General features: G+C 73.2%; 17 protein-coding genes and 4 tRNA genes. 10 read left to right on the top strand and 11 right to left on the bottom strand.

The genetic code is table 11. The features are described from left to right. Positions 1 to 59 precede the first annotated feature (59 nt). Positions 60 to 788: a tyrosine-protein phosphatase gene (locus tag ACZ3YO_RS14855; RefSeq protein WP_465569280.1), complete on the top strand. Its 729-nt coding sequence runs from the start codon at positions 60 to 62 to the stop codon at positions 786 to 788. Between the two features lie 68 nt (positions 789 to 856). Here ACZ3YO_RS14855 and ACZ3YO_RS14850 read toward each other — a convergent pair whose 3' ends face one another. Both ACZ3YO_RS14850 and ACZ3YO_RS14845 read right to left on the bottom strand, forming a co-directional pair. Next, the gene (locus ACZ3YO_RS14850) at positions 857 to 1,303 is read right to left on the bottom strand and encodes an RICIN domain-containing protein (protein ID WP_465569279.1); all 447 of its coding nucleotides are present in this window, start codon (positions 1,301 to 1,303) and stop codon (positions 857 to 859) included. A gap of 12 nt (positions 1,304 to 1,315) precedes the next feature. Beyond that, positions 1,316 to 2,491: a low temperature requirement protein A gene (locus ACZ3YO_RS14845; RefSeq protein WP_465569278.1), complete on the bottom strand. Its 1,176-nt coding sequence runs from the start codon at positions 2,489 to 2,491 to the stop codon at positions 1,316 to 1,318. Between the two features lie 236 nt (positions 2,492 to 2,727). Between ACZ3YO_RS14845 and ACZ3YO_RS14840 the strand changes: the two genes are divergently transcribed. Continuing rightward, positions 2,728 to 3,846: a hypothetical protein gene (locus tag ACZ3YO_RS14840; protein WP_465569277.1), complete on the top strand. Its 1,119-nt coding sequence runs from the start codon at positions 2,728 to 2,730 to the stop codon at positions 3,844 to 3,846. Between the two features lie 176 nt (positions 3,847 to 4,022). Beyond that, complete coding sequence (locus ACZ3YO_RS14835) at positions 4,023 to 4,358, top strand: hypothetical protein (protein ID WP_465569276.1); 336 nt, start codon at positions 4,023 to 4,025, stop codon at positions 4,356 to 4,358. A 156-nt stretch (positions 4,359 to 4,514) separates the two neighbouring features. Here ACZ3YO_RS14835 and ACZ3YO_RS14830 read toward each other — a convergent pair whose 3' ends face one another. From ACZ3YO_RS14830 to crcB (ACZ3YO_RS14805), 6 genes are all read right to left on the bottom strand, one after another. After that, positions 4,515 to 5,348 carry a TIGR02452 family protein gene (locus ACZ3YO_RS14830; RefSeq protein ID WP_465546826.1) on the bottom strand — a complete coding sequence of 278 codons (834 nt, stop codon included), beginning with the start codon at positions 5,346 to 5,348 and terminating at the stop codon, positions 4,515 to 4,517. Positions 5,349 to 5,501: 153 nt separating this feature from the next. Continuing rightward, a complete protein-coding gene (locus ACZ3YO_RS14825) occupies positions 5,502 to 7,829 on the bottom strand; it encodes a DEAD/DEAH box helicase (RefSeq protein ID WP_465569274.1) in 2,328 nt (775 codons plus the stop codon). A gap of 195 nt (positions 7,830 to 8,024) precedes the next feature. After that, positions 8,025 to 8,825: a hypothetical protein gene (locus ACZ3YO_RS14820; RefSeq protein ID WP_465569272.1), complete on the bottom strand. Its 801-nt coding sequence runs from the start codon at positions 8,823 to 8,825 to the stop codon at positions 8,025 to 8,027. Between the two features lie 370 nt (positions 8,826 to 9,195). Then, positions 9,196 to 9,570, bottom strand: coding sequence for a fluoride efflux transporter CrcB (crcB, locus tag ACZ3YO_RS14815; protein ID WP_465569270.1), 375 nt, complete (start codon positions 9,568 to 9,570; stop codon positions 9,196 to 9,198). Further along, positions 9,567 to 9,947, bottom strand: coding sequence for a DUF190 domain-containing protein (locus tag ACZ3YO_RS14810; protein WP_405365511.1), 381 nt, complete (start codon positions 9,945 to 9,947; stop codon positions 9,567 to 9,569). Before ACZ3YO_RS14810 ends, crcB (ACZ3YO_RS14815) begins: the two co-directional genes overlap by 4 nt. Beyond that, positions 9,944 to 10,456 (bottom strand): fluoride efflux transporter CrcB, encoded by a 513-nt coding sequence (gene crcB / locus ACZ3YO_RS14805; protein ID WP_465569267.1) that lies wholly within the window; start codon positions 10,454 to 10,456, stop codon positions 9,944 to 9,946. The genes ACZ3YO_RS14810 and crcB (ACZ3YO_RS14805) overlap by 4 nt, the downstream gene beginning before the upstream one ends. A gap of 70 nt (positions 10,457 to 10,526) precedes the next feature. Between crcB (ACZ3YO_RS14805) and ACZ3YO_RS14800 the strand changes: the two genes are divergently transcribed. From ACZ3YO_RS14800 to ACZ3YO_RS14785, 4 genes are all read left to right on the top strand, one after another. After that, entirely contained in the window at positions 10,527 to 10,868 is a 342-nt protein-coding gene (locus ACZ3YO_RS14800) for a metallopeptidase family protein (protein ID WP_396324753.1), read from the top strand. Positions 10,869 to 10,994: 126 nt separating this feature from the next. Next, a tRNA-Glu gene (locus ACZ3YO_RS14795) sits at positions 10,995 to 11,067 on the top strand. Positions 11,068 to 11,134: 67 nt separating this feature from the next. After that, positions 11,135 to 11,208 (top strand) — tRNA-Asp (locus ACZ3YO_RS14790). Positions 11,209 to 11,235: 27 nt separating this feature from the next. Continuing rightward, positions 11,236 to 11,312, top strand: a tRNA-Phe gene (locus ACZ3YO_RS14785). A 366-nt stretch (positions 11,313 to 11,678) separates the two neighbouring features. On the opposite strand, the gene ACZ3YO_RS14780 is transcribed toward ACZ3YO_RS14785, so the two are convergent. Then, positions 11,679 to 12,779: an alpha/beta hydrolase family protein gene (locus ACZ3YO_RS14780; protein ID WP_465569265.1), complete on the bottom strand. Its 1,101-nt coding sequence runs from the start codon at positions 12,777 to 12,779 to the stop codon at positions 11,679 to 11,681. 76 nt (positions 12,780 to 12,855) lie between these two features. Further along, positions 12,856 to 13,776 carry a zinc-binding dehydrogenase gene (locus ACZ3YO_RS14775; protein WP_465569263.1) on the bottom strand — a complete coding sequence of 307 codons (921 nt, stop codon included), beginning with the start codon at positions 13,774 to 13,776 and terminating at the stop codon, positions 12,856 to 12,858. A gap of 227 nt (positions 13,777 to 14,003) precedes the next feature. On the opposite strand from ACZ3YO_RS14775, the gene ACZ3YO_RS14770 reads away from it, so the two are divergent. From ACZ3YO_RS14770 to ACZ3YO_RS14760, 3 genes are all read left to right on the top strand, one after another. Further along, complete coding sequence (locus tag ACZ3YO_RS14770) at positions 14,004 to 14,990, top strand: LysR family transcriptional regulator (RefSeq protein WP_465569261.1); 987 nt, start codon at positions 14,004 to 14,006, stop codon at positions 14,988 to 14,990. A 354-nt stretch (positions 14,991 to 15,344) separates the two neighbouring features. Beyond that, the gene (hrpA, locus tag ACZ3YO_RS14765; protein WP_465569259.1) at positions 15,345 to 19,331 is read left to right on the top strand and encodes an ATP-dependent RNA helicase HrpA; all 3,987 of its coding nucleotides are present in this window, start codon (positions 15,345 to 15,347) and stop codon (positions 19,329 to 19,331) included. Between the two features lie 157 nt (positions 19,332 to 19,488). After that, a tRNA-Asp gene (locus ACZ3YO_RS14760) sits at positions 19,489 to 19,562 on the top strand. Positions 19,563 to 19,960: 398 nt separating this feature from the next. Here ACZ3YO_RS14760 and bldC read toward each other — a convergent pair. Beyond that, positions 19,961 to 20,167, bottom strand: a complete 207-nt coding sequence (gene bldC, locus ACZ3YO_RS14755) for a developmental transcriptional regulator BldC (protein ID WP_014137253.1) — start codon at positions 20,165 to 20,167, stop codon at positions 19,961 to 19,963. Positions 20,168 to 20,716 lie beyond the last annotated feature (549 nt).

Here is a 20,716-nt window from a genome sequence, read left to right as displayed (position 1 = left end):
CTCGGGCCGGTGGTCCGATTCCTTCCCCCGGCAGACCGTTTGTCCGTACGGTGGAGCCCATGACCGACGACCTGCCGGACCGTGAACCCGACCTGCCGTCCGCCTTCCTCGCCATCCCCGGCGTGCGCAACTTCCGCGACGCCGGCGGCGTCGGCACCCTGCGCACCGGGGTGCTCTACCGCTCCGGCTCCTTCCACACCCTCGCCCCCGAGGGTGCCCAGCGCCTCAAGGCGCTCGGCCTGCGCCTGGTGATCGACCTGCGCAGCCCCTTCGAGCTGGAGGTCTGGCCCGACCTGCGGCACGGCCTCGACCACGAGGCGGTCAACCTCCCCACCCTCCCGGCCAACCGCGAGGACACCGACCGCCCGTGGCCGGAGGGCCAGGCCGAGCTCTACCCCTTCATGGCCGAGACCGCCGGCCCGTCCCTGGTCGCCGCCATCCGGCGGCTCGGTACCCCCGGAGGCGTCCCGGCCGTCGTCCACTGCGCCGTCGGCAAGGACCGCACCGGCCTGACCATCGCCGTCGTGCAGTCCCTCCTGGGCGCCTCCGACGCCGAGATCACCGCCGACTTCCTGCTCTCCAACGCCGGCCTCGGCCTCCTCGACGGCCCCACCCCCTACCTCGACGAGACCGGCACCGAGCGCATCTCCCGCCCCATCTCCGCGCCGCTCCTCGCCTCCTCCCTCGCCTGGATCCGCACCCACCACGGCTCCGTCCCCGCCTACCTCCAGGCCCACGGCACCACCGAAGCCGACCTCACCGCCCTCCGCACCAACCTCGCCGCCTGACGCCGGAGCCGGCACCGGCACCGGCACACCGGACGCCGGACCGGCGGTGCCCCGGCGGAGGCCTCGGCCTAGTCCTGCCGCTCCAGGCGCCACCACTGGGTCGGGGAGTCGGTCTCCTCGCGCTGTTCGACGGGGTTGCCGGGGGTGGTGGCGGTGAGGGGCTTGCCGCTGATGAAGCTGGTGAGGGTGTAGGTGCCGGGGGCGTCGAGGTGGTGTTCGAGGAGCCACTCCTGGGCGCCGAAGGCGTTGGCGGACCACTGCTGGATCGGCACGCCGTCGTCGGGGGAGGCACCGGTGACGTCGAGGCGCTTGCCGCTGGCGACGTTCTCGAAGTGGTGGAGGGCGCCGCCGGGGTGGACGGCGGTGAGGCGCCAGAGCTGGGCGTCCGACCCGTCGTCGGCGCCCAGCCGGACCTTGGCGCCGCTGCGGCGGCTCCCGTCGGCGACCTCCAGCAGCAGGCCGCTGCCGACGTTGCGTACCCGGTAGAGGCCGTCCGTGATCACGTGGTCAGTCACGGTTCGAGTCTCTCACCGGGGGCCGACAGTCCTCCCGGTCGTCGCGACCCGAGCGGTACGGCCGGCCCGCACGGCCTCGTAGCCGAAGGCCACGGCGAGGACGCCCGCCGTGGCCGCCACCTCGGCCAGGGCGGAGACGCCGGTGCCCAGCGGGACGACCGCGACCAGCAGGGCGGCCGCGGCGAGCCGGGGCAGGTTCGGGGTGAGCGCGAAGGTGCGGCGGACGGCGGTGTTGACGGCGAGGAAGAGCGCGACGCCGCCGGCCAGCGCGACGGCCTGGCCCAGGGTGATCGGCGCGCCGGGGTGGGCGACGGCGGACTTCACGCCGGCGGCGAAGAGCAGGACGCCGAGCAGCAGGCCGTAGTGGCCGAGGTTGTAGACGCTGACCGCGAGCCGGTTGCGGCGGTCCGAGGGGAGCGCGGCCATGTGGTGTTCGGCGCGGGCGTCGTCGTCGTGGCCGAAGTACGCCCACCAGAGGCCCACACAGACGCTGAGGCTGAGCACGGCCACGGCGATCAGGGCGGCGCTGAGGTCGGCGGTGCCGGCGCCGACGCCGATGGCGATCACCGACTCGCCGAACGCGATGATCACGACCAGCCCGTGGCGTTCGACGAAGTGGTCGGAGCGGAGCAGGAACTGCGGCAGGTCGACCAGCCGCGGTATCGCGAACTGCAGGGCGAAGGCGGCGGCCCAGAAGGCGAGTTGGGCTGTACCGGTGAGGTAGCCACCGGCCACCACCAGGCCGGTGTTCACCAGGTTGAGCCCGCCCATCCGCAGGACCGGGCCGAGCGCCACGCCGGAGACGGCGAACATGCCGGTGTGCACGGCGACCACCAGCAGGTACGCCCAGCCGAAAACGACGCCGCTGCCCTCGAAGGCGTGCGGGACGGAGAGTGAGATCAGCAGGAAGCCGGCCATGGCGAGCAGCAGCAGGCCGCGGCGGCCGTGGCTGCTGGGCGGCATCGCGTTGGTCAGCCAGATGAACGCGTCGTACATCCACCAGATGACCGCCAGCATCACCACCACCTGGGCGAGCCCCCCGACCGTGAGGTGGTGGGCCAGGCTCCCGGTGAGCTGGGTGACGGTGAAGACGAAGACGAGATCGAGGAAGAGTTCGAGCGGGGACACCCGCAGAGCGGGTTCCGCCACGGCCACGGAGGGGGCCGGCAGGGTACGGGTCGCGGTCACTCGCGCGAGTATGCGGGACACCGGCGGGCCCGTGCGGGCGATTTCCGACACTCGGACGCGGAAAGCGCTCCCCTTCCCCCTGCCCGTCCACCCCTTCCCCTTCACCCGACGCGCATCCCGTCCGCACACCCCACCCCGACGACCCGACCGACGGCCCCACCGCCAGCCCGACCGACGGCCCGACCGCCGCACCCCGGCCGGACGGACCGTCAGCGCGGCCGCCTATGCTGCGGCGAATGGTGTCCGACCGAATTCCCTCGCACGGCGGGTCCGCGGATCCGTCAGACCGTCAGCCGCCGGCCCTCCTCGGCGCGATCGCCGATCTGGAGGCGGCAGTCCAGGCAACCGACATCGAGCGCATCGACGCCGCGTTCCGCGCGGTGCGCGGGCTGCTCGGCCCGGCCGGGGAGCGCGAGTCCGCCGCGGTGGGCCCGCGGCTCGCCGCCCTGCTGCCGGACTTCCCGCCGTTCGAGCGGTCCCACCTGGCGATGATGGTGGGCGCCTGCGTGGAGCGCGGCGCCGATCCGGTGGCCTGTGCCGGCCAGGTGCTGGCCGGTCTGCGCGGGGCGTTGAGCGGGGCGCTGCTGCTGATCGAGCGCTGGAAGGAGACGGGCGGCGGCGAGCTGCCCGATCCGGACGGGGACGACCCGGGGCAGGCGCATGCCCGGATCGCCGACCCGGAGGACCCGGACGCCTGGCCCGCCCACCGGGCGGTCATCGGCTGGTGGACGCTGCACCTGTGGCAGATGGCCTCGTTCGCGGTGTACACGCACGCCGCCGTCCGCACCTCGGCCCGGGCCTCCGGCGTGACCGACGTGCTGGTCGAGCTGATCGAGCGGTACGGCGAGGGGCAGCACGACCTCAAGGGCCTGCTGTACCTGATGAAGACGTTCGACGACGAGCCGCTGCTGGTGCTGGACCGCCCGACCGGCACCGGCTACCTGGTCCGGATGGACGGCCTGACCGACAACTTCCAGCTGCACACGCTCCTCGCCGACCTGCTGATCGGCGGCGGCCACCTGCCCGGCACCCGGCCCGACCCGGAGGTGGTCGCGCTCACCCGGACCGAGGAGGTGGACGGCCGCCGGGTCACCGCACTGGGCGCGTTCAACCTGGTCGCGCCGGACGGTTCGTGGATCTGGAACGAGGGCACTCCCAGCGACATCCCTGTGGTGGACGGCGTCCGCACCCTGGTGCTGGACCCGCAGCCGTACGAGCGGAGCTGGGCGGCCGGCCGGTTCATCCAGCAGGTCCCGGGGGAGCTCCGGCTGGAGCGGGTGCTCACCCCGGCCGAGGCCGCGCACCACCTCTCCCGGACTGCGGCGGCGCGCCCCTTCGAGGAGGCGTTCCGCTGAACCGCCGGCCCCCACCAGACCCGGCCGCCGGACCGCACCCAGGACCGCCCGGCGGGCCGTTTCGACGGCCGGGTTATGGTCGGGAGGTTGGAAGGTCGGAGGAGTTCAGGGCGTCCGTGGAGTTCGGCGGGGCCCGCGAGGTCCGGGACCTCCGGGTCTGCAGAGTGGAGTCGACGATGGCGAAGATCCCGAACGTGCTCTCGGCGGCGGCGCCCGCCGCGCTCACCGCGGCGAGCGGCCTGGTCGGCGGCTACGGCGTCGCCCGCTGGACCGGCCGGCGCGAGCTGGGCGGCGCGGTGCTGGCGGTCGCCGGGGCCGGCGCCGCCACGCAGTGGCACCGCCGCTCGGGCACGGCCACCGCGGCCGCGCTGACCGGCCTGTACGTGGCGGCTTTCGGCGGCTCGCACCCGCTGGCGAAGAAGATCGGCGCCTGGCCGTCCGTCTTCGCCGTCACCGGCGTGGTCGCCGCCGCCTCGACCGCCGCGACCGCCCTGGCAGCACGCAAGAGCTGACGGCACACACAAGAGCCGGCAGCGCGCCAGAGCTGGCAGCGCGGAGGGCCGACAGCGCTGGGACCGACGGCACGCACGAGCCGACCGCACGCGAGGCCCCACGCGACCTCGCCCCACCACCCGAGGGCCGACGGCACCGGCCGACGGCCGCCGCCGTCAGCCGACGGCCGCGCCGAACCGGGCCTCGAAAGCGGCCCGGTTCGCCGAGACGGGCGTGCGGTCCCAGACCGCGAACACCACCCGCTCGAACGCGGCGCCGTACTGCGCCAGCGCCCCCTCGAAGGCCTCGGCCACCTGGGCCGGGTCGTTGCCGAACACTCCGCAGCCCCACGCCCCCAGCACCAGCGTGCGTATCTCGTGCCGGGCCGCCGCCGCGAGGACCCGGACGGCCCGCTCGGCGAGCACGCCCCGGACGTCCGTGCCGGCCGAACGCCGCTCCAACTGGCCCGCGTTGGGCGCCGGCGAGGTCAGGAACGTCACCGGGTACGGCTGTGCCAGCAGCTCCCCCTGCGCGCCCCGGATCACCGGCACGTCGGGCGAGACGATCACCCGGTGGCTGTAGCGCAGGTCGCTGGAGGCGCGGTGCGCCTCGTAGTAGTCCGGTGCCTCCAGCAGGCAGGTGTACAGCAGGGCGCTGCGGCAGAGGTCCTCCTCCTGGGCGCGGGCGCCACGCAGGTAGCCGCCGCCCGGGTTCCGCGCGGAGGCGAAGTTGAGCACCCCCACCCGGCCGCCCCCGGCCCCGACCAGCCGCCGGGCCGCCTGGATGCTGCCCTCGGCCGTCACCTCGATCGCCCCGGTGCCCGGCCCCGGCCCGGGCGCACCGGCCCGCACCAGCGCGTCCAGCGCCTCCGGCGTGTACGACACCGTCCCCTCCCTGGCCACGGCCAGTCGCTCCGACACCTGTACGAGCTCGCCCCCGGCTGCCCGGTAGCTCCCCCGTTCGGCGATCTCCTCGTTCACCGCCGCCACGTGATGCAGTCTGCTGCTCATGTCCGCGACCGTACGGGACCCGGCCGCCCACGCGCCACAGGTTATTCTCACCAGCAGAACAACAGCCCGCGGGAGAACGACAACGGGCCCGCCCCACCGAAGTGGAGCGGGCCCGAAGTGACGTCAGCCGGCGTCAACCGGCATCAGCCGGTGTCAGTTCTTCCAGCGCGGCTTGCGGTCGTCGCGGTTGAAGCCACCGGAGTTGAAGCCACCGGAGCGGCCACCGCGGTCGTCACGGTCACGGTTGAAGCCACCGGAGGCCTGCGGGCGGCCACCGGAGCGGTGGTCGTCGCGGCGCGAGAACGGACGGCTGCTGCTGCCGCGCTCGTCACGGTCACGGCCGAAGGCCGGACGGTCGCCGAAGGAGCGGGCCGGACGGTCGCCGAAGCCACCGGAGCGGCCGCCGCGGTCGTCACGGTCACGGTTGAAGCCACCGCCACGGTTGTCACGGTCACCGAAGCCACCGGAACGGCCGCCACGGTCGTCGCGGTTGAAGCCACCGCCACGGTTGTCACGGTCGCCGAAGCCACCGGAGCGGCCGCCGCGGTCGTCACGGTCACGGTTGAAGCCACCACCGCGGTTGTCACGGTCACCGAAGCCACCGGAACGGCCACCGCGGTCGTCACGGTTGAAGCCACCGGAGCGGCCACCGCGGTCGTCACGGTCACGGTTGAAGCCACCGCCGCGGTTGTCACGGTCACCGAAGCCACCGGAACGGCCGCCACGGTCGTCACGGTTGAAGCCACCGGAGCGGCCACCGCGGTCGTCACGGTCACGGTTGAAGCCACCCGAACGGCCGCCGCGGTCGTCACGGTCACGGCCGAACGCCGGGCGCTCGGTGCGCTCGGGACGCTCGGTGCGCGCCTCGCGGTACGACGGGGTGCGCTCCTCGGCCACCGGGGCGGCGGTCTCGACGGCGGTCTCCGAAGCCTCGGCGGAGTCGGCCTCGGCGGCCGGCGCCTCGTCCTCGATGCCCAGCTCGGCCCGCTCGCGAGCGGCCCGGGCGGCCAGGCGGTCGGCCTCCTCGCGCAGCTCGGTGGCGCGGCGCTGCGCGCGCTCCAGCTGGCGGGTCATGTCGGCGAGCTCGCGCTCGGCGGCACCGGCGATGCCGGCCGCGCTCTCGGCCTGGACCTCGATCAGCGAGCGGGCGCCGGTGATCTTGGCGACCTCGGCGTCGAAGGCGTGGTCGAGGATGTGGCGCGAGGCGTCCACGCCCGCGTCCTCCATCAGGCGGAACACGCCACGGCGCTGGTGCGGCAGCACCAGGGTGACGACGGCGCCGGAGCGGCCGGCACGCGCGGTGCGGCCGGAGCGGTGCAGGTAGTCCTTGTGGTCACCGGCCGGGTCCACGTTCAGGACCAGGTCGATGCCGTCGACGTGGATGCCACGGGCGGCGACGTCGGTGGCGACGACGACGTTGACGTAGCCGTCCTTGAAGTCGCCGAGGACGCGGGTGCGGGCGCCCTGGGTCATACCGCCGTGCAGCGCGTCGGCCTTCACACCGGCCTCGATGAGCTGCTCGGCGACACGGTCGGCGCCCATCTGGGTGCGGACGAAGATGATCGTGCGGCCCTTGCGGGCGGCGATCGCGTTGGTGATCGGGGCCTTGTCCTTGGGCTTCACCACGAGGATGTGGTGGGTCATGGTGGTGACCGCGCCGGCCGACGGGTCGACCTCGTGGGTGACCGGGTTCTTCAGGTAGCGCTTGACCAGGGTGTCGATCTCGTTCTCCAGGGTGGCGGAGAACAGCAGGCGCTGGCCGCCGGCCGGCACCTGGTCGAGGATCTCGGTGACCTCGGGCAGGAAGCCCATGTCGGCCATCTGGTCGGCCTCGTCGAGCACGACGGTCCGGACGTCGGCCAGCTTGGCGCTGCCGCGGTTCAGCAGGTCACGCAGACGGCCGGGGGTGGCGACCAGGATGTCGACGCCGCGCTCCAGCGCGTAGATCTGGTTCGACATCGAGGTGCCGCCGCAGACGACCTTGAGCTTGAGGCCGAGCACCGAGCCGAACGGCTCCAGGGCGTCGGCCACCTGCATGGCCAGCTCGCGGGTCGGGACCAGGATCAGGCCGCGCGGGTGCTTGGGCTTGGTGCGCTCGCCGTCGGCGAGGCGGGTCAGCAGCGGCAGGCCGAAGCTGAGGGTCTTGCCGGAGCCGGTGCGCCCACGGCCCAGCACGTCCTTGCCGGCCAGGGCGTCCGGGATGGTCGCGGCCTGGATCGGGAACGGGGTGGTGACGCCACGCTTGGCGAGGGCGCGCACGACGTCGTCGTGCAGGCCCAGGTCGCCGAAGGTGATGGTGGGCTCGGCGTCCTCGGCCTCGTCCGCGACGTCGTCGGCGGCGATCTCGGCGGAGTCGGCGATCTCGGCGACGGCCTCGGCGGCGTCGGTGGTGACGTCGATCAGCTCGGCGTCGGGGGTGGTGACATCGGCGGCGGACTCGCTCGCGGGCATGGCGAAGCGGGCGTCGTCAACGAGAGACATGCAAAACCTTCCGGAAGTGGCACGCGCCAAAGTCCGGGGTTCTGTTTCACAACCGCCTCTATGCGGTCAGCCACGGATCGCCGGAACGCGCCAAGGGCGCCAGATGGGAATAGGGCGCCAGTCAAATGAATCAAACGAACGATCTACCACCATAGACGAGCCTAGGGATCAGAGGCAAATGCGCTGGCCAGGCTGCTAATGCCCGCCCGCGCCCGGACTCGGGGCCGAAGATCCGGAGCTTGTGGTGGAGGGTTCCGTGGTCGGCGGGACGGTCGCGGCGGGCGTGGTGTGACCGGGATCGGGGGTGCCGGACGGCCGCCCGGTCGGGCTCGCCGCCGGGCTGGTGGCCGCGCCACCGCCGGAGTGCCCCGCGCCCGCACCGCCGGCCGTCCCGGCGCTCGAGCCGGACCCGCCGGACCCCCCGGACCCGCCGGCGCCGCCCGTGGCGCCGGCGCCACCGGCCGCCCCGCCGCCCGACGAGCCGCCACCCGGTTGGGGTGCGGTGCCGGCGCTCACGCCCCCGGCAGCCCCGTTCGCGCCGGGGGCGACCTCACCGGGTGCCGCGTCCGGCAGTGCCCTCGCGCCGTCGGGCGCGCCGTTCACGCCGTTCGCGCCGGGGGACGCCGCACCCGGCGCGGAGGTCAGGCCCGTCCCCGGCGGGCTCTCCGTCTGCGCGCCCCCCGTGCGCTCCGGTCGCCCGGACGCACCACCCTGGTGAGCGCCGCCGCTCGGCGCGGCCGACCCGCCTCCCGCGGCCTTGCCCGGCGTCCCGGCCTGTCCGACCGGCACCGCGCCGTGCTTCTCGTCCGCCGCGGGCCCCACCGACATGCAGCCGGTCAGGCCGAGACCGGCCACCGCCAGCACCGCCGCCGCCCGGACCACCCCGTTGCGCACGGCCACCGCCCGCGGCTCGGCCTCCCGGACCGCGACCGCCCGCACCACCGTGGGACGGCCCTCCCGGGCGCCCACCTCGCGCACCGAACGCACCGAACGCACCGCACCCACCTTGCGCACCGAACGCACCGAACGCACCGAACGCACCGAAGCCACCGCACGCACCGCACGCATTGCCGCCACCGCGATCCCTCTCCCGCCGCCCCACCCGGTCCACCCGCCGGCCGCCCTACCGCGCCCGGCACTTCCGGTGCCCAACGCGCGCCCGGGGCAGCGGGACACGGGCACCCCGCCGGGAAGCACCCGGGGGCCATCCGGCCGGCGCCATTCCGGCGGCACGAAGCCCCCCACGCCGCCCGGACCCGCAGACCCCCGGACCCGCCGGGACCGGCACCGCCCCGGGCCCGGAACCGCCGGGCGGGCGCCCCGCAGACCCCCCGCACCCGCCCGACCCGGAACCGGGCGGCGCCACTCAGCCCCAGAGCGCCGAGGCCAGCCCCGCCCCCGCGTAGACCGCCGCCAGCCCCACCACAACGCTGCCCGCCGCATTGGCCACCGCGTACCGCCCGGCCCCGCTCTCGGCCAGCCGCAACGTCTCGTACGAGAAAGTCGAGTACGTGGTGAGCGCCCCGCAGAACCCCGTCCCGAGCAGCAGTTGGACCTGCGAGGACGCCGCGCCGGCCGCCACCGCCCCGGTCACCAGCCCGAGCACCAGGCAGCCGACCGCGTTCACGGCGAAGGTCCCCCACGGGAAGACCGAGTCGTGCCGGGACTGCACCGCCCGGTCGGTCAGGTAGCGCAGCGGCGCGCCGACCACCGCCCCGGCCAGCACCGGCAGCCAGTTCACTCCGCGGCCCCCGCCCCCGACGCCGTGCCCTCGTCGGACCGGCCCCGCCCCACGTACCGGATCACCTCGCACGGATCGAGCACCACCAGCCCCTCCGCCACTAGCTCGTCCAGCTCCGGCAGGAAGGCCCGCACCCGCTCCTCGGTATCCACGACCACCACCGCCACCGGCAGGTCCTCGCTCATCGACAGCAGCCGCGCCGTGTGCACCAGCGACGACGCCCCGAACCCCTCGATCCCGCGGAAAACGCTCGCCCCCGCCAGCCCCGCCGCCCGCGCGCGGTGCACGATCTCGCTGTACAGCGGGCGGTGGTGCCAGCGGTCGTTCTCGCCGACCAGCACGGTCAGCCGCAGCGCGGGCCCGGTCAGCCTGGTCATCGCTTCTCCCTCGCCCCACGCAGGATCAGACGCCGCGTCAGCCCGGCCGCCGCCCAGACCGCGGCCAGCGCCGCCACCGGCGTCAGCCCCAGATAGGCCAGCCCGACCCCGGGCCGGCCCTCCACCAGCAGCCGCCGGGTGTCCACCGCGTACGTCGAGAACGTGGTGAACCCGCCCAGCACGCCCGTCCCGAAGAACGGCCGCAGCAGCGGATGCGCCGGCCGCCCCTCGGTGATCGCCACCAGGAAGACCCCGATCACCGCGCAGCCCACCACGTTCACCACCAGCGTGGTCCACGGAAACGCCGTCGGCGCGTCCGGCCGGAGCAGCCCGGCCCCGTACCGGGCCGACGCCCCGATCGCCCCGCCCAGCGCCACCACCGCCACGGCCGGGCCCTGCCCCCGCAGCACCGGTGGCCGCCGCGGCACGGCCGGCGCGGGCTCCACCCGCAGCGTGCCGCCCACCGCGCTTCCCGCCGCGCCGTTCGCCGCGCCGTCCGATGTCGTCATAGGCCCATGAAACACCGGCCCCGACCGCCTGGCACACCGTCATCCCAGACCCGACAATGATCCGGTGGAGATGACCCGGGAAGAGTTCGAGACGCTGGTCAGCGACGCCCTCGACCAGATTCCCCCGCAGCTCGCGGCCATGATGGACAACGTCGCCGTCTTCGTCGAGGACGAACCCGACCCCGCCGACCCCGAACTCCTCGGGCTCTACGAGGGCACCCCCCTCACCGAACGCGGTGAGTGGTACGCCGGCGTCCTCCCCGACCGGATCATCGTCTACCTGGGTCCGACCCTGCGGCACTGCGAGACCCGCGAGCAGGTGGTGGCCGAGGTCCGCACCACCGTCATCCACGAGGTCGCCCACCACTTCGGGTTCGACGACCACGAACTCGACGAGCTCGGCTGGTCCTGAACACCTCCTGAAGACCACGCTCACCGGCACCCGCCCGGTCGGCCGAAACCCGTTTTGGCGTTCGGCTCGCCATCCCATATGCTTCTCGACGTCCCCGAACGCCGGAAACGGCGGGACAGGCCGCAAGCCCTCATCGTCTAGTGGCCCAGGACGCCGCCCTTTCAAGGCGGTAGCACGGGTTCGAATCCCGTTGGGGGCACGCAGTACCGTAGTACCCGTAGTAAAGTGCAGTGCCGCAAGACCTACTGTGGAGAAATTCCACACCAGGTCCCGTGGAGCAGTTGGTTAGCTCGCCACCCTGTCAAGGTGGAGGTCGCGGGTTCAAGTCCCGTCGGGATCGCTCGTCTCGCAAGAGGCGGTGTAGTACGGCCAGGTAGCTCAGTTGGTACGAGCGTCCGCCTGAAAAGCGGAAGGTCGCCGGTTCGACCCCGGCCCTGGCCACCAGCCTTGACCAGGCACGATGCCCCTGAAGCAGCTCGCTTCGGGGGCATTTTCGTGCCCGCTGACGCCGGCACTGACGCCAACGGCTCCGAATCGCGGCACCCCCGAGCAGCGGCCGAGGAGGAGCTCGGCGTCGTCCTCCCGCCCGACTGTCGCGGCTTACTCCTTCAGGTGGGTGCGGGCGGAGCCGGCCCCACTACGGAATCCTCCCGCTCCGGCGGGACGAGCAGGGATGGCACTGGCGGGACGGCAAGGTCCGCAACACCGACGAGTTCCTCGGGCTGCCGTTCCCTTCCGAGGCGGCCCCGGAGAGTTCGCTCTCCGGGGCCTTCTGCATGCCTGCGCACGCACGTGGCCGTGCGTGCCGCTCTACCGGCCACCGGTGAGGTGGGTGGTGAGCCAGTCCGCGGTGGGCGGGAGCCAGTCGGTGAGGGCGTTGCCGAGAAGGTGGTTGCCGTGCGGGACGAGGAGGAGCTCGGCCCGGGGGGCGTGGTGGGCCAGGGGTTCGGCGTTGGTGACCCCGGGGATCCCGTCCTCGCCGCCCTCGACGACCAGGAGGGGGCCGGTGACGGCCGGGGCCTGACCGGTCAGGTCGATGCGACGGGCGAAGGCGCGGGCGGCCTCCGGGCTTCCGCAGCGCTGGGTCAGGGTCGCGGTGACGAACGGGACCAGCGCGTCCCAGTCCAGCCGGTACGGGCCGCTGACCACGGCGGTGGCGCGGACCCGCGGCTCGTGGGCGGCGGTGGTCGCGGCGTAGTAGCCGCCGAGGCTGAGGCCGATCACCCCGACGCGGCCGGCATCCACACCGTCCCGGTCCGCGAGGGCGTCGATCACCCGGCCGACCACGCGGTGGTAGTCCGGATCGGGGGAGCTGGTCGCGGCGAGGACGCCCTGACCCGGGCCGTCCATGGCGAACACGGCCGTGCCCCGGGCGAGCAGCGCCTCGGCGACGGCGTGGAACTCCTCCTTCGCGGAGTCCATCCCCGGCACGACGACCACGACCGGTGCCCGCCCGCCCCCGGCTGGGCGGCGGAGCCAGCCGGCGAACGACGCGCCCTCGATCCGTTCGGCCGCCGGGTCGAGGTGGGCCAGCGCGCGGCGCATCGCCTCGTCCGCCTCGGTGGCGGCGAGGGCGGCGGCCGCCCGGTCGGGGTGCGGGAGCAGCCCGGCGAAGTGGAACCAGCGGGCGGCCGTCCGGTAGGCCTCGCCGGCCGTGCGGTGGCGGCCCTGCGCGGCGGCGCGGCCCGCGGCGTCGAGGTGCCGCCGGCCGGCGGCCCGGCAGGCCTCGGGCCACGCGGGGAGGGACGGCAGCGCGGAGGTGACGCGGGTGTACTCGTGCGGGTCGAGCCCGGCGCCGGTGGCGCGCGGGCGGTTCTCCTCGACGAACGCAGGCAACAGGTCCGGGTGGTCGAGGAAGGAAAGGTCGGGGGACGAGGGGTCGGGGAACGAGGGGTCGGGGGCATCGGTCATGGCGGAAACTCGCTTCGACGGTGGGTCAGCGCGGGCCGGCGGCCGGCGGTCAGGCCAGGGTGAGGACAGGGTCGGGTCAGGACAGGGTGAGGACGGCCTTGCCGCGGATCCGGCGCTCCCGCAGGTCGGTCAGGACGGCTGCGGTCTCCGTCCAGGGCGCGACCCGGCCGATCTCCGGGGTCAGCCGCCCCTCCCCGACCAGGCGGACCAGGGTGGCGAGGTCGTCCCCGTCGGGCACGTCGGAGTCGGCGTAGTGGAAGTGCCGCAGGGTGGCGGACTCCGGGCCGGCGAAGAAGCCGAAGAAGTCGAGCGTCGCGGGCGTGCGGGAGGCCTGGCCGAACCAGATCAGCGTGCCGCGCCGGGCCAGCCGGGCGAGAGCCAGGGGCAGGTTCGGGCCGCCCGTCGACTCCAGCACCACGTCGTACGGGCCGCGCGCCGCGCCGACCTCGTGGACGACCTCCGCCGCGCCCAGCTCGGCCAGCCGACGGCCGCGCTCGGGCGAGGCCGTGACCACGGTCAGCTCGGCCCCGGCGGCGGCGGCCAGCTCGGTGACGTAGTGGCCGACGCCCCCGGACGCGCCGGTCAGCAGCACCCGGCGGCCGGCCAGCGCGCCGACGGTGCGCAACAGGCGCAGCGCGGTCAGCCCGGCCAGCGGGAGGGCGGCCGCGCGGACGCTGTCCAGCGCGTCCGGGAGCTCGGCGAGCGAGCCGGTGGGCACGCAGACGTACTCGGCCCAGCCGCCGGCGGGCGGGTGACCGACCACCCGGCGGCAGGCGGCCGGGCCGGAGCCGTCGGCGGCGGCCTGCACGACCAGGCCGGCGATGTCCTTGCCCGGGCGCCAGCCCGGCCGGGGTGCCTCCAGCTGGAAGGTCTCGCCGCGGTTCACCGAGAACGCCTCCACCTTCACCAGCGCTTCGCCCGGCCCGGGCCGCGGCTGCTCCACCTCCGCGAACCCGACCAGCTCATCCGCCCGCCCGGTCGCTGTCAGCGCCTTCATGGCCCCGCCCTCCCTCGGCCGCCTCGCCGGCCGGTCCGGCCGAGGCGGTGGCCCCAGCAGACCGCGGGTGCCCGGACCCGGTCCAACAACCGCCGGGGTGCGACGACAACCGACCGTTGTCGCCCCGGGCCCTGCACGTGCGGGTGACATCGGCCGCCGGGCCGCAGAGTCCGCGAGGCCGGGGAGGCCGGTGGTGCTCGCGACCCGGCCCCGTACGCTGGGCAGCCATGGATCTCGATCTCGCCCAGGTCCGGGCCTTCGCCGTGGCGGCCGAGGAGCTGCATTTCGGGCGTGCCGCCGCGCGGTTGGCGATCAGCCAGCAGGCGTTGTCGAAGCGGGTGGCCCGGCTGGAAGCGGCTCTCGGCGCCCGGCTGCTGGACCGGGATGCCCGCGGTGTCGCCCTGACCGGGGCGGGGCAGCGGTTCCTGGAGCCGGCCCGACGGCTGCTCGTCCACGGGGACCACGCGGTGGCAGCGGTGGCCTGCACGCGGCGCCCGCTGCGCATCGACGTCTGGGGTCACCTGTACGCGCCGATGCGGACGGTCGCGCAGGCCGTCGAGGAGGTGTCGGGGCTGGAGGTGGAGCCGGTGCCGGCGCGGGACCTGCCGTCGGTGGCGGCGGCCCTGCTGCGGGGTGAGTCGGACGCGGGGTTCGGCCGGGTGCACCCGCTGCCGGACGGCCGGGACGCGGGGCTGGCGCACCGTCTGGTGCGGCTGGAGCCGGTGGACGCGCTGCTGAGCACCGATCACCCGCTGGCCGGCCGTGACGTGCTGTGCCCGGCCGACCTGCGGGACAGCGTGCTGCGCTACCCGGCCGCGGTGGACCGGCTGGACTTCCTGACCCGGTTCGCCGACCAGTTCGGCATCGCCGGACGGACCGGTTCCACCAATCTCGGCCTGGAGAACTTCGTGGAGCGGGTCCGCACCGACCCGACCTGCTTCTCCCTCCTCCCCGCCGACTGCCCGCTCCCGGACCTGCCCTCCGCGCCCGGCCGCCCCGGTGTGCGGACCGTCCCGCTCGCCGGCCCCACCCCGCTGTACGCCTGGTCACTGGTCTGGCGCGACGGCGACGGCACCGGCGGCCCTCAGCAGCACCCCCAACTGGAGCCGCTGCTGAGGGCGTTCGGCGAGGAGGCGCGGCGCAGCCGCTGGCTGGAGTACGACCCGGGCCGCGACTGGCTGCCCGGACCCGACCAGGAAGCCCTGGACGCGTAGGCGGAGGGCCACCGGGAGTGGCACGGGAGACCGGCGCAGCCGGCCGGTGCCGGTGCCGGTGCCGGCCGGCATGGCGACCCGAGGGGCGGCTGACGGGCGAGCCCCCGACGGCCACCGTGCCCCCGGCCCCCACCCCACCGGCCCCGTGCCCCCGGCCCCCACCCCACCGGCCCCGTGCCCGTCCCCCACCCCACCGGCCCCGTGCCCGTCCCCCACCCCACCGGCCCCGTGCCCGTCCCCCCGCGCCCCACCACCCCCCGGACGGGGTTCGCACATCCCCCGCGGCGGCTGTGACACTGGAGGGGCTCGAAAACCGAGGTGCGCGCCGCCGCATCTCCTTGCGAACCTAGAGGGATGCCCGCCGTGAGTTCTCCCGCAGTCCAGTCCGCCGACGCCCCCGCCCAGGGGCCCAGCATCGGCGAGCTGGCCGCCCGTCTCCCCGAGCTGACCCTGCGCGACGAGGTGCGGATCGGACGCCGGCTGGAGGGTGCCCGCCGGGTCCGCAAGCCCGACGCGCGCCAGAAGATCGCCGCCGAGATCGCCGGTGACATCGACCGCGCCGAGCTGCTGGTCGAGCAGCGCCGGGCCGCCGTTCCGAAGATCACGTACCCCGCCGAGCTGCCGGTCAGCCAGAAGAAGGACGACATCCTCGCCGCGATCCGCGACCACCAGGTGGTGATCGTGGCGGGCGAGACCGGCTCCGGCAAGACCACCCAGATCCCGAAGATCTGCCTGGAGCTGGGCCGCGGTGTCCGCGGTCTGGTCGGCCACACCCAGCCCCGCCGGATCGCCGCCCGCACGGTGGCCGAGCGCGTCGCCGAGGAGATGAACACCCCGCTCGGCGAGGCGGTCGGCTGGAAGGTCCGGTTCACCGACCAGGTCGGCCCGGACACCCTGGTCAAGCTGATGACGGACGGCATCCTGCTCGCGGAGATCCAGACCGACCGCGAGCTGCGTCAGTACGACACCCTGATCATCGACGAGGCGCACGAGCGCAGCCTCAACATCGACTTCATCCTCGGCTACGTCAAGCAGCTGCTGCCCCGCCGCCCGGACCTCAAGGTCGTCATCACCTCGGCGACCATCGACCCCGAGCGGTTCGCCCGCCACTTCGACGACGCCCCGATCATCGAGGTCTCCGGCCGTACCTATCCGGTCGAGGTCCGCTACCGCCCGATCGTCGACGAGGCCGACATCGAGGACGACTCCACCGACGCCGACCGCGACCGCGACCAGATCCAGGCGATCTGCGAGGCCGCCGAGGAGCTCCAGGCCGAGGGCCCGGGCGACATCCTGGTCTTCCTCTCCGGCGAGCGCGAGATCCGTGACACCGCCGACGCGCTCAACAAACTGAAACTGAAGTTCACCGAGGTCCTCCCGCTCTACGCCCGGCTGAGCTCGGCCGAGCAGCACAAGGTCTTCCAGCGCTCCAGCTCCCGCCGGATCGTGCTGGCGACCAACGTCGCCGAGACCAGCCTCACCGTCCCGGGCATCAAGTACGTGATCGACCCGGGCACCGCCCGCATCTCCCGCTACAGCCACCGCACCAAGGTCCAGCGGCTCCCGATCGAGGCCATCAGCCAGGCCAGCGCCAACCAGCGCAAGGGCCGCTGCGGCCGCACCTCGGACGGCATCTGCATCCGGCTGTACTCGGAGGAGGACTTCCTCTCCCGCCCCGAGTTCACCGACGCCGAGATCCTGCGCACCAACCTGGCCTCGGTCATCCTCCAGATGACGGCCGCCGGCCTCGGCGACATCGCCGCCTTCCCGTTCCTGGACCCGCCGGACTCCCGCAACATCAAGGACGGCGTCAGCCTCCTGCACGAGCTCGGCGCCCTCGACCCGGACGAGAAGGACGTCCGCAAGCGCCTCACCCCGCTCGGCCGGCAGCTGGCCCAGCTCCCGGTGGACCCGCGGATGGCCCGCATGGTGCTGGAGGCCGACAAGAACGGCTGTGTCCGCGACGTCATGGTGATCGCCGCCGCGCTCTCCATCCAGGACCCGCGCGAGCGCCCCACCGAGAAGCGCCAGGCCGCCGACGACCGGCACCGCCGCTTCCAGTCCGAGACCTCCGACTTCCTCTCCTACCTGGCCATGTGGCGCTACGTGCGGGAGCAGCAGAAGGAGCTCTCCTCCTCGGCCTTCCGCCGGATGTGCAAGGCCGAGTTCCTCAACTACCTGCGGATACGGGAGTGGCAGGACATCTACTCCCAGCTGCGGACGGTCGCCAAGCAGCTCGGCGTCACGATCGAGGAGCCCCATCCGGACGCCGAGCCCGACGCCGACCGGATCCACCAGTCGCTGCTGGCCGGCCTGCTCTCCCACATCGGCCTGTTCGACGTGGAGAAGCGCGAGTACGGCGGCGCGCGCGGCGCGCGGTTCGCGGTCTTCCCCGGGTCCGGCCTGTTCAAGAAGCCGCCGCGCTGGGTGATGTCGGCCGAGCTGGTCGAGACGTCCCGGCTCTGGGCCCGGATCAACGCCAAGATCGAGCCCGAGTGGGTGGAGCCGCTGGCCGGCCACCTGATCAAGCGCAGCTACAGCGAGCCGCACTGGGAGAAGAAGGCCGGCGCGGTGCTGGCGTACGAGAAGGTGACCCTCTACGGGATGCCGGTCGTCGCCCAGCGCAAGGTCAACTACGGCCGGATCGACCCGGAGCTCTGCCGCGAGCTGTTCATCCGCAACGCGCTGGTCGAGGGCGACTGGGAGACCCACCACAAGTTCTTCGGCGAGAACCGCAAGCTGCTCAGCGAGGTCGAGGAGCTGGAGAACCGGGCCCGCCGCCGGGACATCCTGGTGGACGACCAGACCCTGTTCGAGTTCTACGACGGCCGGCTGCCGGACGACATCGTCTCCACCCGGCACTTCGACTCCTGGTGGAAGAAGGCCCGGCACGACCAGCCGGACCTGCTCAACTTCGAGAAGTCGATGCTGATCAACGACGCCGCCGACGGCGTCACCGAGGCGGACTACCCGGACCACTGGCAGCAGGGCAAGCTCCGCTTCAAGCTGACCTACCAGTTCGAGCCGGGCAGTGACGCGGACGGCGTGACCGTCCACATCCCGCTGCCGGTGCTCAACCAGGTCACCGCGGAGGGCTTCGACTGGCAGATCCCGGGCCTGCGCGAGGAGCTGGTCACCGCCTGGATCAAGTCCCTCCCCAAGGCGGTGCGGCGCAACTTCGTGCCGGCACCGGACTTCGCCAAGGCGGCGCTGCGCCAGGTGAAGGACCGCCAGGAGCCGCTGCTGCCGACCCTGGAGCACATCCTCAAGCGGCTGACGGCGGTCACCGTCCCGCCGGAGGCCTGGGACGACGAGCGGGTGCCGGACCACCTCAAGGTGACCTTCCGGGTGGTGGACGGCCGCAAGAACCTCGCCGAGTCCAAGGACCTGGAGGAGCTGCGGCTGCGGCTGAAGCCCAAGCTGAAGGAGACGCTCTCCTCGGCCGCCTCCGGCCAGGGCATCGAGCAGTCCGGGCTGACCGCCTGGCCCGCCTCGCTCCCCGTCCTCCAGCGCACCTTCGAGCAGCGCTCGCGCGGTCACTCGCTGCGCGCCTACCCGGCGCTGGTGGACGAGCGGGACGCGGTCGGCATCAAGCTGTTCGACACCCCCGAGGCCCAGAGCAGGGCGATGTGGGAGGGCACCCGGCGGCTGCTGATGCTGACCACCACCTCGCCCGCCAAGTCGATCCAGGGCCGGCTGGGCAACCAGGCCAAGCTCGCCCTGTCGTACAACCCGCACGGCTCGATCCCGGCGATGTTCGAGGACGTGGTGGCCTGCGCCACCGACCGGCTGATGACCCTGGCCGGCGGCCCGGCCTGGGACGAGGCGGCCTTCGGCAAGCTGCACGACAAGGTGCGGGCGGACCTCTACGACCTCTCGGCGGACACCACGCTGAAGACGGCGACCGCGCTGATCGCCTTCCACAAGGCGTCGACCCGGCTGAAGTCGGTGAGCAGCCCGGTGCTGCTGACGGCGGTGAACGACATCCGGCTGCACCTGGCCTCGCTGGTGCACTCCGGCTTCGTCACGGAGACCGGCTGGCAGCGGCTGACGGACCTCAAGCGCTACCTGCTGGCCGCGGACCGCCGGCTGGAGGCGCTGCCCAACCACCCGCAGCGGGACGCCCAGCAGCTGCTGAAGGTCCAGCAGGTGCAGCAGGAGTACGGGGAGCTCCTGGCGGCCGTACCGGCCGGGCAGGAGCCGTCCCCGGAGGTGAAGGCGATCCGCTGGATGATCGAGGAGCTGCGGGTCAGTTTCTTCGCGCAGTCGCTCGGTACGCCGACGCCGGTCTCGGAGAAGCGGATCACCAAGGCGATGGAGGCCGCCAGGGCCACGCTCTGAGCCACCCTCGGGGACCGGCGGCCGTGCCGGTCCCCGAGGGTGGTCCCTGAGCTGGGCGGGGGCCCTCAGGAGCCAGTTCGACCTGGGGGCCCACCATGGGCTACGATCTGTCTTGTTCGCAGCGCAGGCAAGCAAAGCGAACGGATCAGAAAACTCTGGTCCCGTGGAGCAGTTGGTTAGCTCGCCACCCTGTCAAGGTGGAGGTCGCGGGTTCAAGTCCCGTCGGGATCGCCGTAGCCGAGAGGCCCGGAACCGTTTGGTTCCGGGCCTTTCGCGTTTTGGCCGGGGGCCGTGCACTACCCCGGACTAGGTCTAGACCACAAGTGACAGACCGTGTGACCGTCGTCACTTATCTTTTCCCGAGACCGGCCGAGCGGACCCCCCTCCAGAGGGGCACTAATTTAATATGTAAAATTGTACTGCTATTAACTGTAAATCCCCCCCACCCCAGAAGCATCAAACCGTTATCCGGAGTACAACATTCCGGACGGCCGGACGGGAACGGGCGGCGCCGCCCCGGCGCGTACTCCCGGCACACACGGGACGCGGACTCCGGGCACGACAAAGGGGCCGCTTACCGGACCCGGCGGAGTCCGGTAAGCGGCCCCTTTGAAAGAGCCTTCGGCCTATCAGGCCTCGGTGCGCTGAGCGGGAATACCGGCCAGCAGAGCGCGCACCTCCGCCTCGCGGTAACGGCGGTGACCGCCGAGGGTGCGAATGGACGTGAGCTTGCCCGCCTTGGCCCAACGGGTAACCGTCTTGGGGTCCACGCGGAACATGGTGGCGACCTCTGCCGGCGTCAGCAGGGGTTCAGCATCAGGGGTACGAGCGGTCATGAGCGGCCTCCTCGGGAGAACCGAACCAGGGCGGTTCTATCCTTCAAATTCTGCACCTTGGCCCGCGATGCCCGAAATGGCATAGACGGGCCGAGTCGGTTATAGGACGAACGGCTTGTCCTGGTGTCTACAACTACACCATCCGTCCAGCCCTATCGACCAAACCGCCAAAATTGACCCCTCACGGGTTCAAGGCCGACGGATGGCGATGGACCACCCCATAACGGGCAGTCACCTTATAGTGACATCCGGTTACGAGGGGACCAGACCCTCCGTATCCCCGCAAAGCACGCATCGGTTCCAGAACCACCCAAAAGTGGGCACGCTCACGTGAAGTTGGGCTGGTTGTCCCATTTTTGCACATAGGGGTTAGTTCGCGTCAACGGTGAGTAGTGTCACGTTCGACAGGTATTGACCCGAACCAGGACCTTGGTCATGCGGGGTGGGCCGTAGGACCCTTCCAGTCTTACAAGTACCACCGACACCCGGCCCGGCCAGCGATGACGCCCCCTCAGCAGGCACCGCAGCAGGCACCGCGGCAGGTCCCGC

The sequence above is a fragment of the Kitasatospora sp. NPDC022785 genome (genome assembly GCF_055561295.1).
Note: the sequence above shows the minus strand (reverse complement) of the source record. Positions and strands in the feature narration are given on the sequence as shown.

Excerpts from the sequence above, each read along its gene's own strand:
- ACZ3YO_RS14855 (WP_465569280.1), top strand. The coding sequence starts at position 60 with ATGACCGACGACCTGCCGGACCGTGAACCCGACCTGCCGTCCGCCTTC.
- ACZ3YO_RS14840 (WP_465569277.1), top strand. The coding sequence starts at position 2,728 with ATGGTGTCCGACCGAATTCCCTCGCACGGCGGGTCCGCGGATCCGTCA.
- ACZ3YO_RS14835 (WP_465569276.1), top strand. The coding sequence starts at position 4,023 with ATGGCGAAGATCCCGAACGTGCTCTCGGCGGCGGCGCCCGCCGCGCTC.
- ACZ3YO_RS14830 (WP_465546826.1), bottom strand. The coding sequence starts at position 5,348 with ATGAGCAGCAGACTGCATCACGTGGCGGCGGTGAACGAGGAGATCGCC.
- ACZ3YO_RS14825 (WP_465569274.1), bottom strand. The coding sequence starts at position 7,829 with ATGTCTCTCGTTGACGACGCCCGCTTCGCCATGCCCGCGAGCGAGTCC.
- ACZ3YO_RS14810 (WP_405365511.1), bottom strand. The coding sequence starts at position 9,947 with ATGACCAGGCTGACCGGGCCCGCGCTGCGGCTGACCGTGCTGGTCGGC.
- crcB (WP_465569267.1), bottom strand. The coding sequence starts at position 10,456 with ATGACGACATCGGACGGCGCGGCGAACGGCGCGGCGGGAAGCGCGGTG.
- ACZ3YO_RS14800 (WP_396324753.1), top strand. The coding sequence starts at position 10,527 with ATGACCCGGGAAGAGTTCGAGACGCTGGTCAGCGACGCCCTCGACCAG.
- ACZ3YO_RS14780 (WP_465569265.1), bottom strand. The coding sequence starts at position 12,779 with ATGACCGATGCCCCCGACCCCTCGTTCCCCGACCCCTCGTCCCCCGAC.
- ACZ3YO_RS14775 (WP_465569263.1), bottom strand. The coding sequence starts at position 13,776 with ATGAAGGCGCTGACAGCGACCGGGCGGGCGGATGAGCTGGTCGGGTTC.
- ACZ3YO_RS14770 (WP_465569261.1), top strand. The coding sequence starts at position 14,004 with ATGGATCTCGATCTCGCCCAGGTCCGGGCCTTCGCCGTGGCGGCCGAG.
- hrpA (WP_465569259.1), top strand. The coding sequence starts at position 15,345 with ATGCCCGCCGTGAGTTCTCCCGCAGTCCAGTCCGCCGACGCCCCCGCC.
- bldC (WP_014137253.1), bottom strand. The coding sequence starts at position 20,167 with ATGACCGCTCGTACCCCTGATGCTGAACCCCTGCTGACGCCGGCAGAG.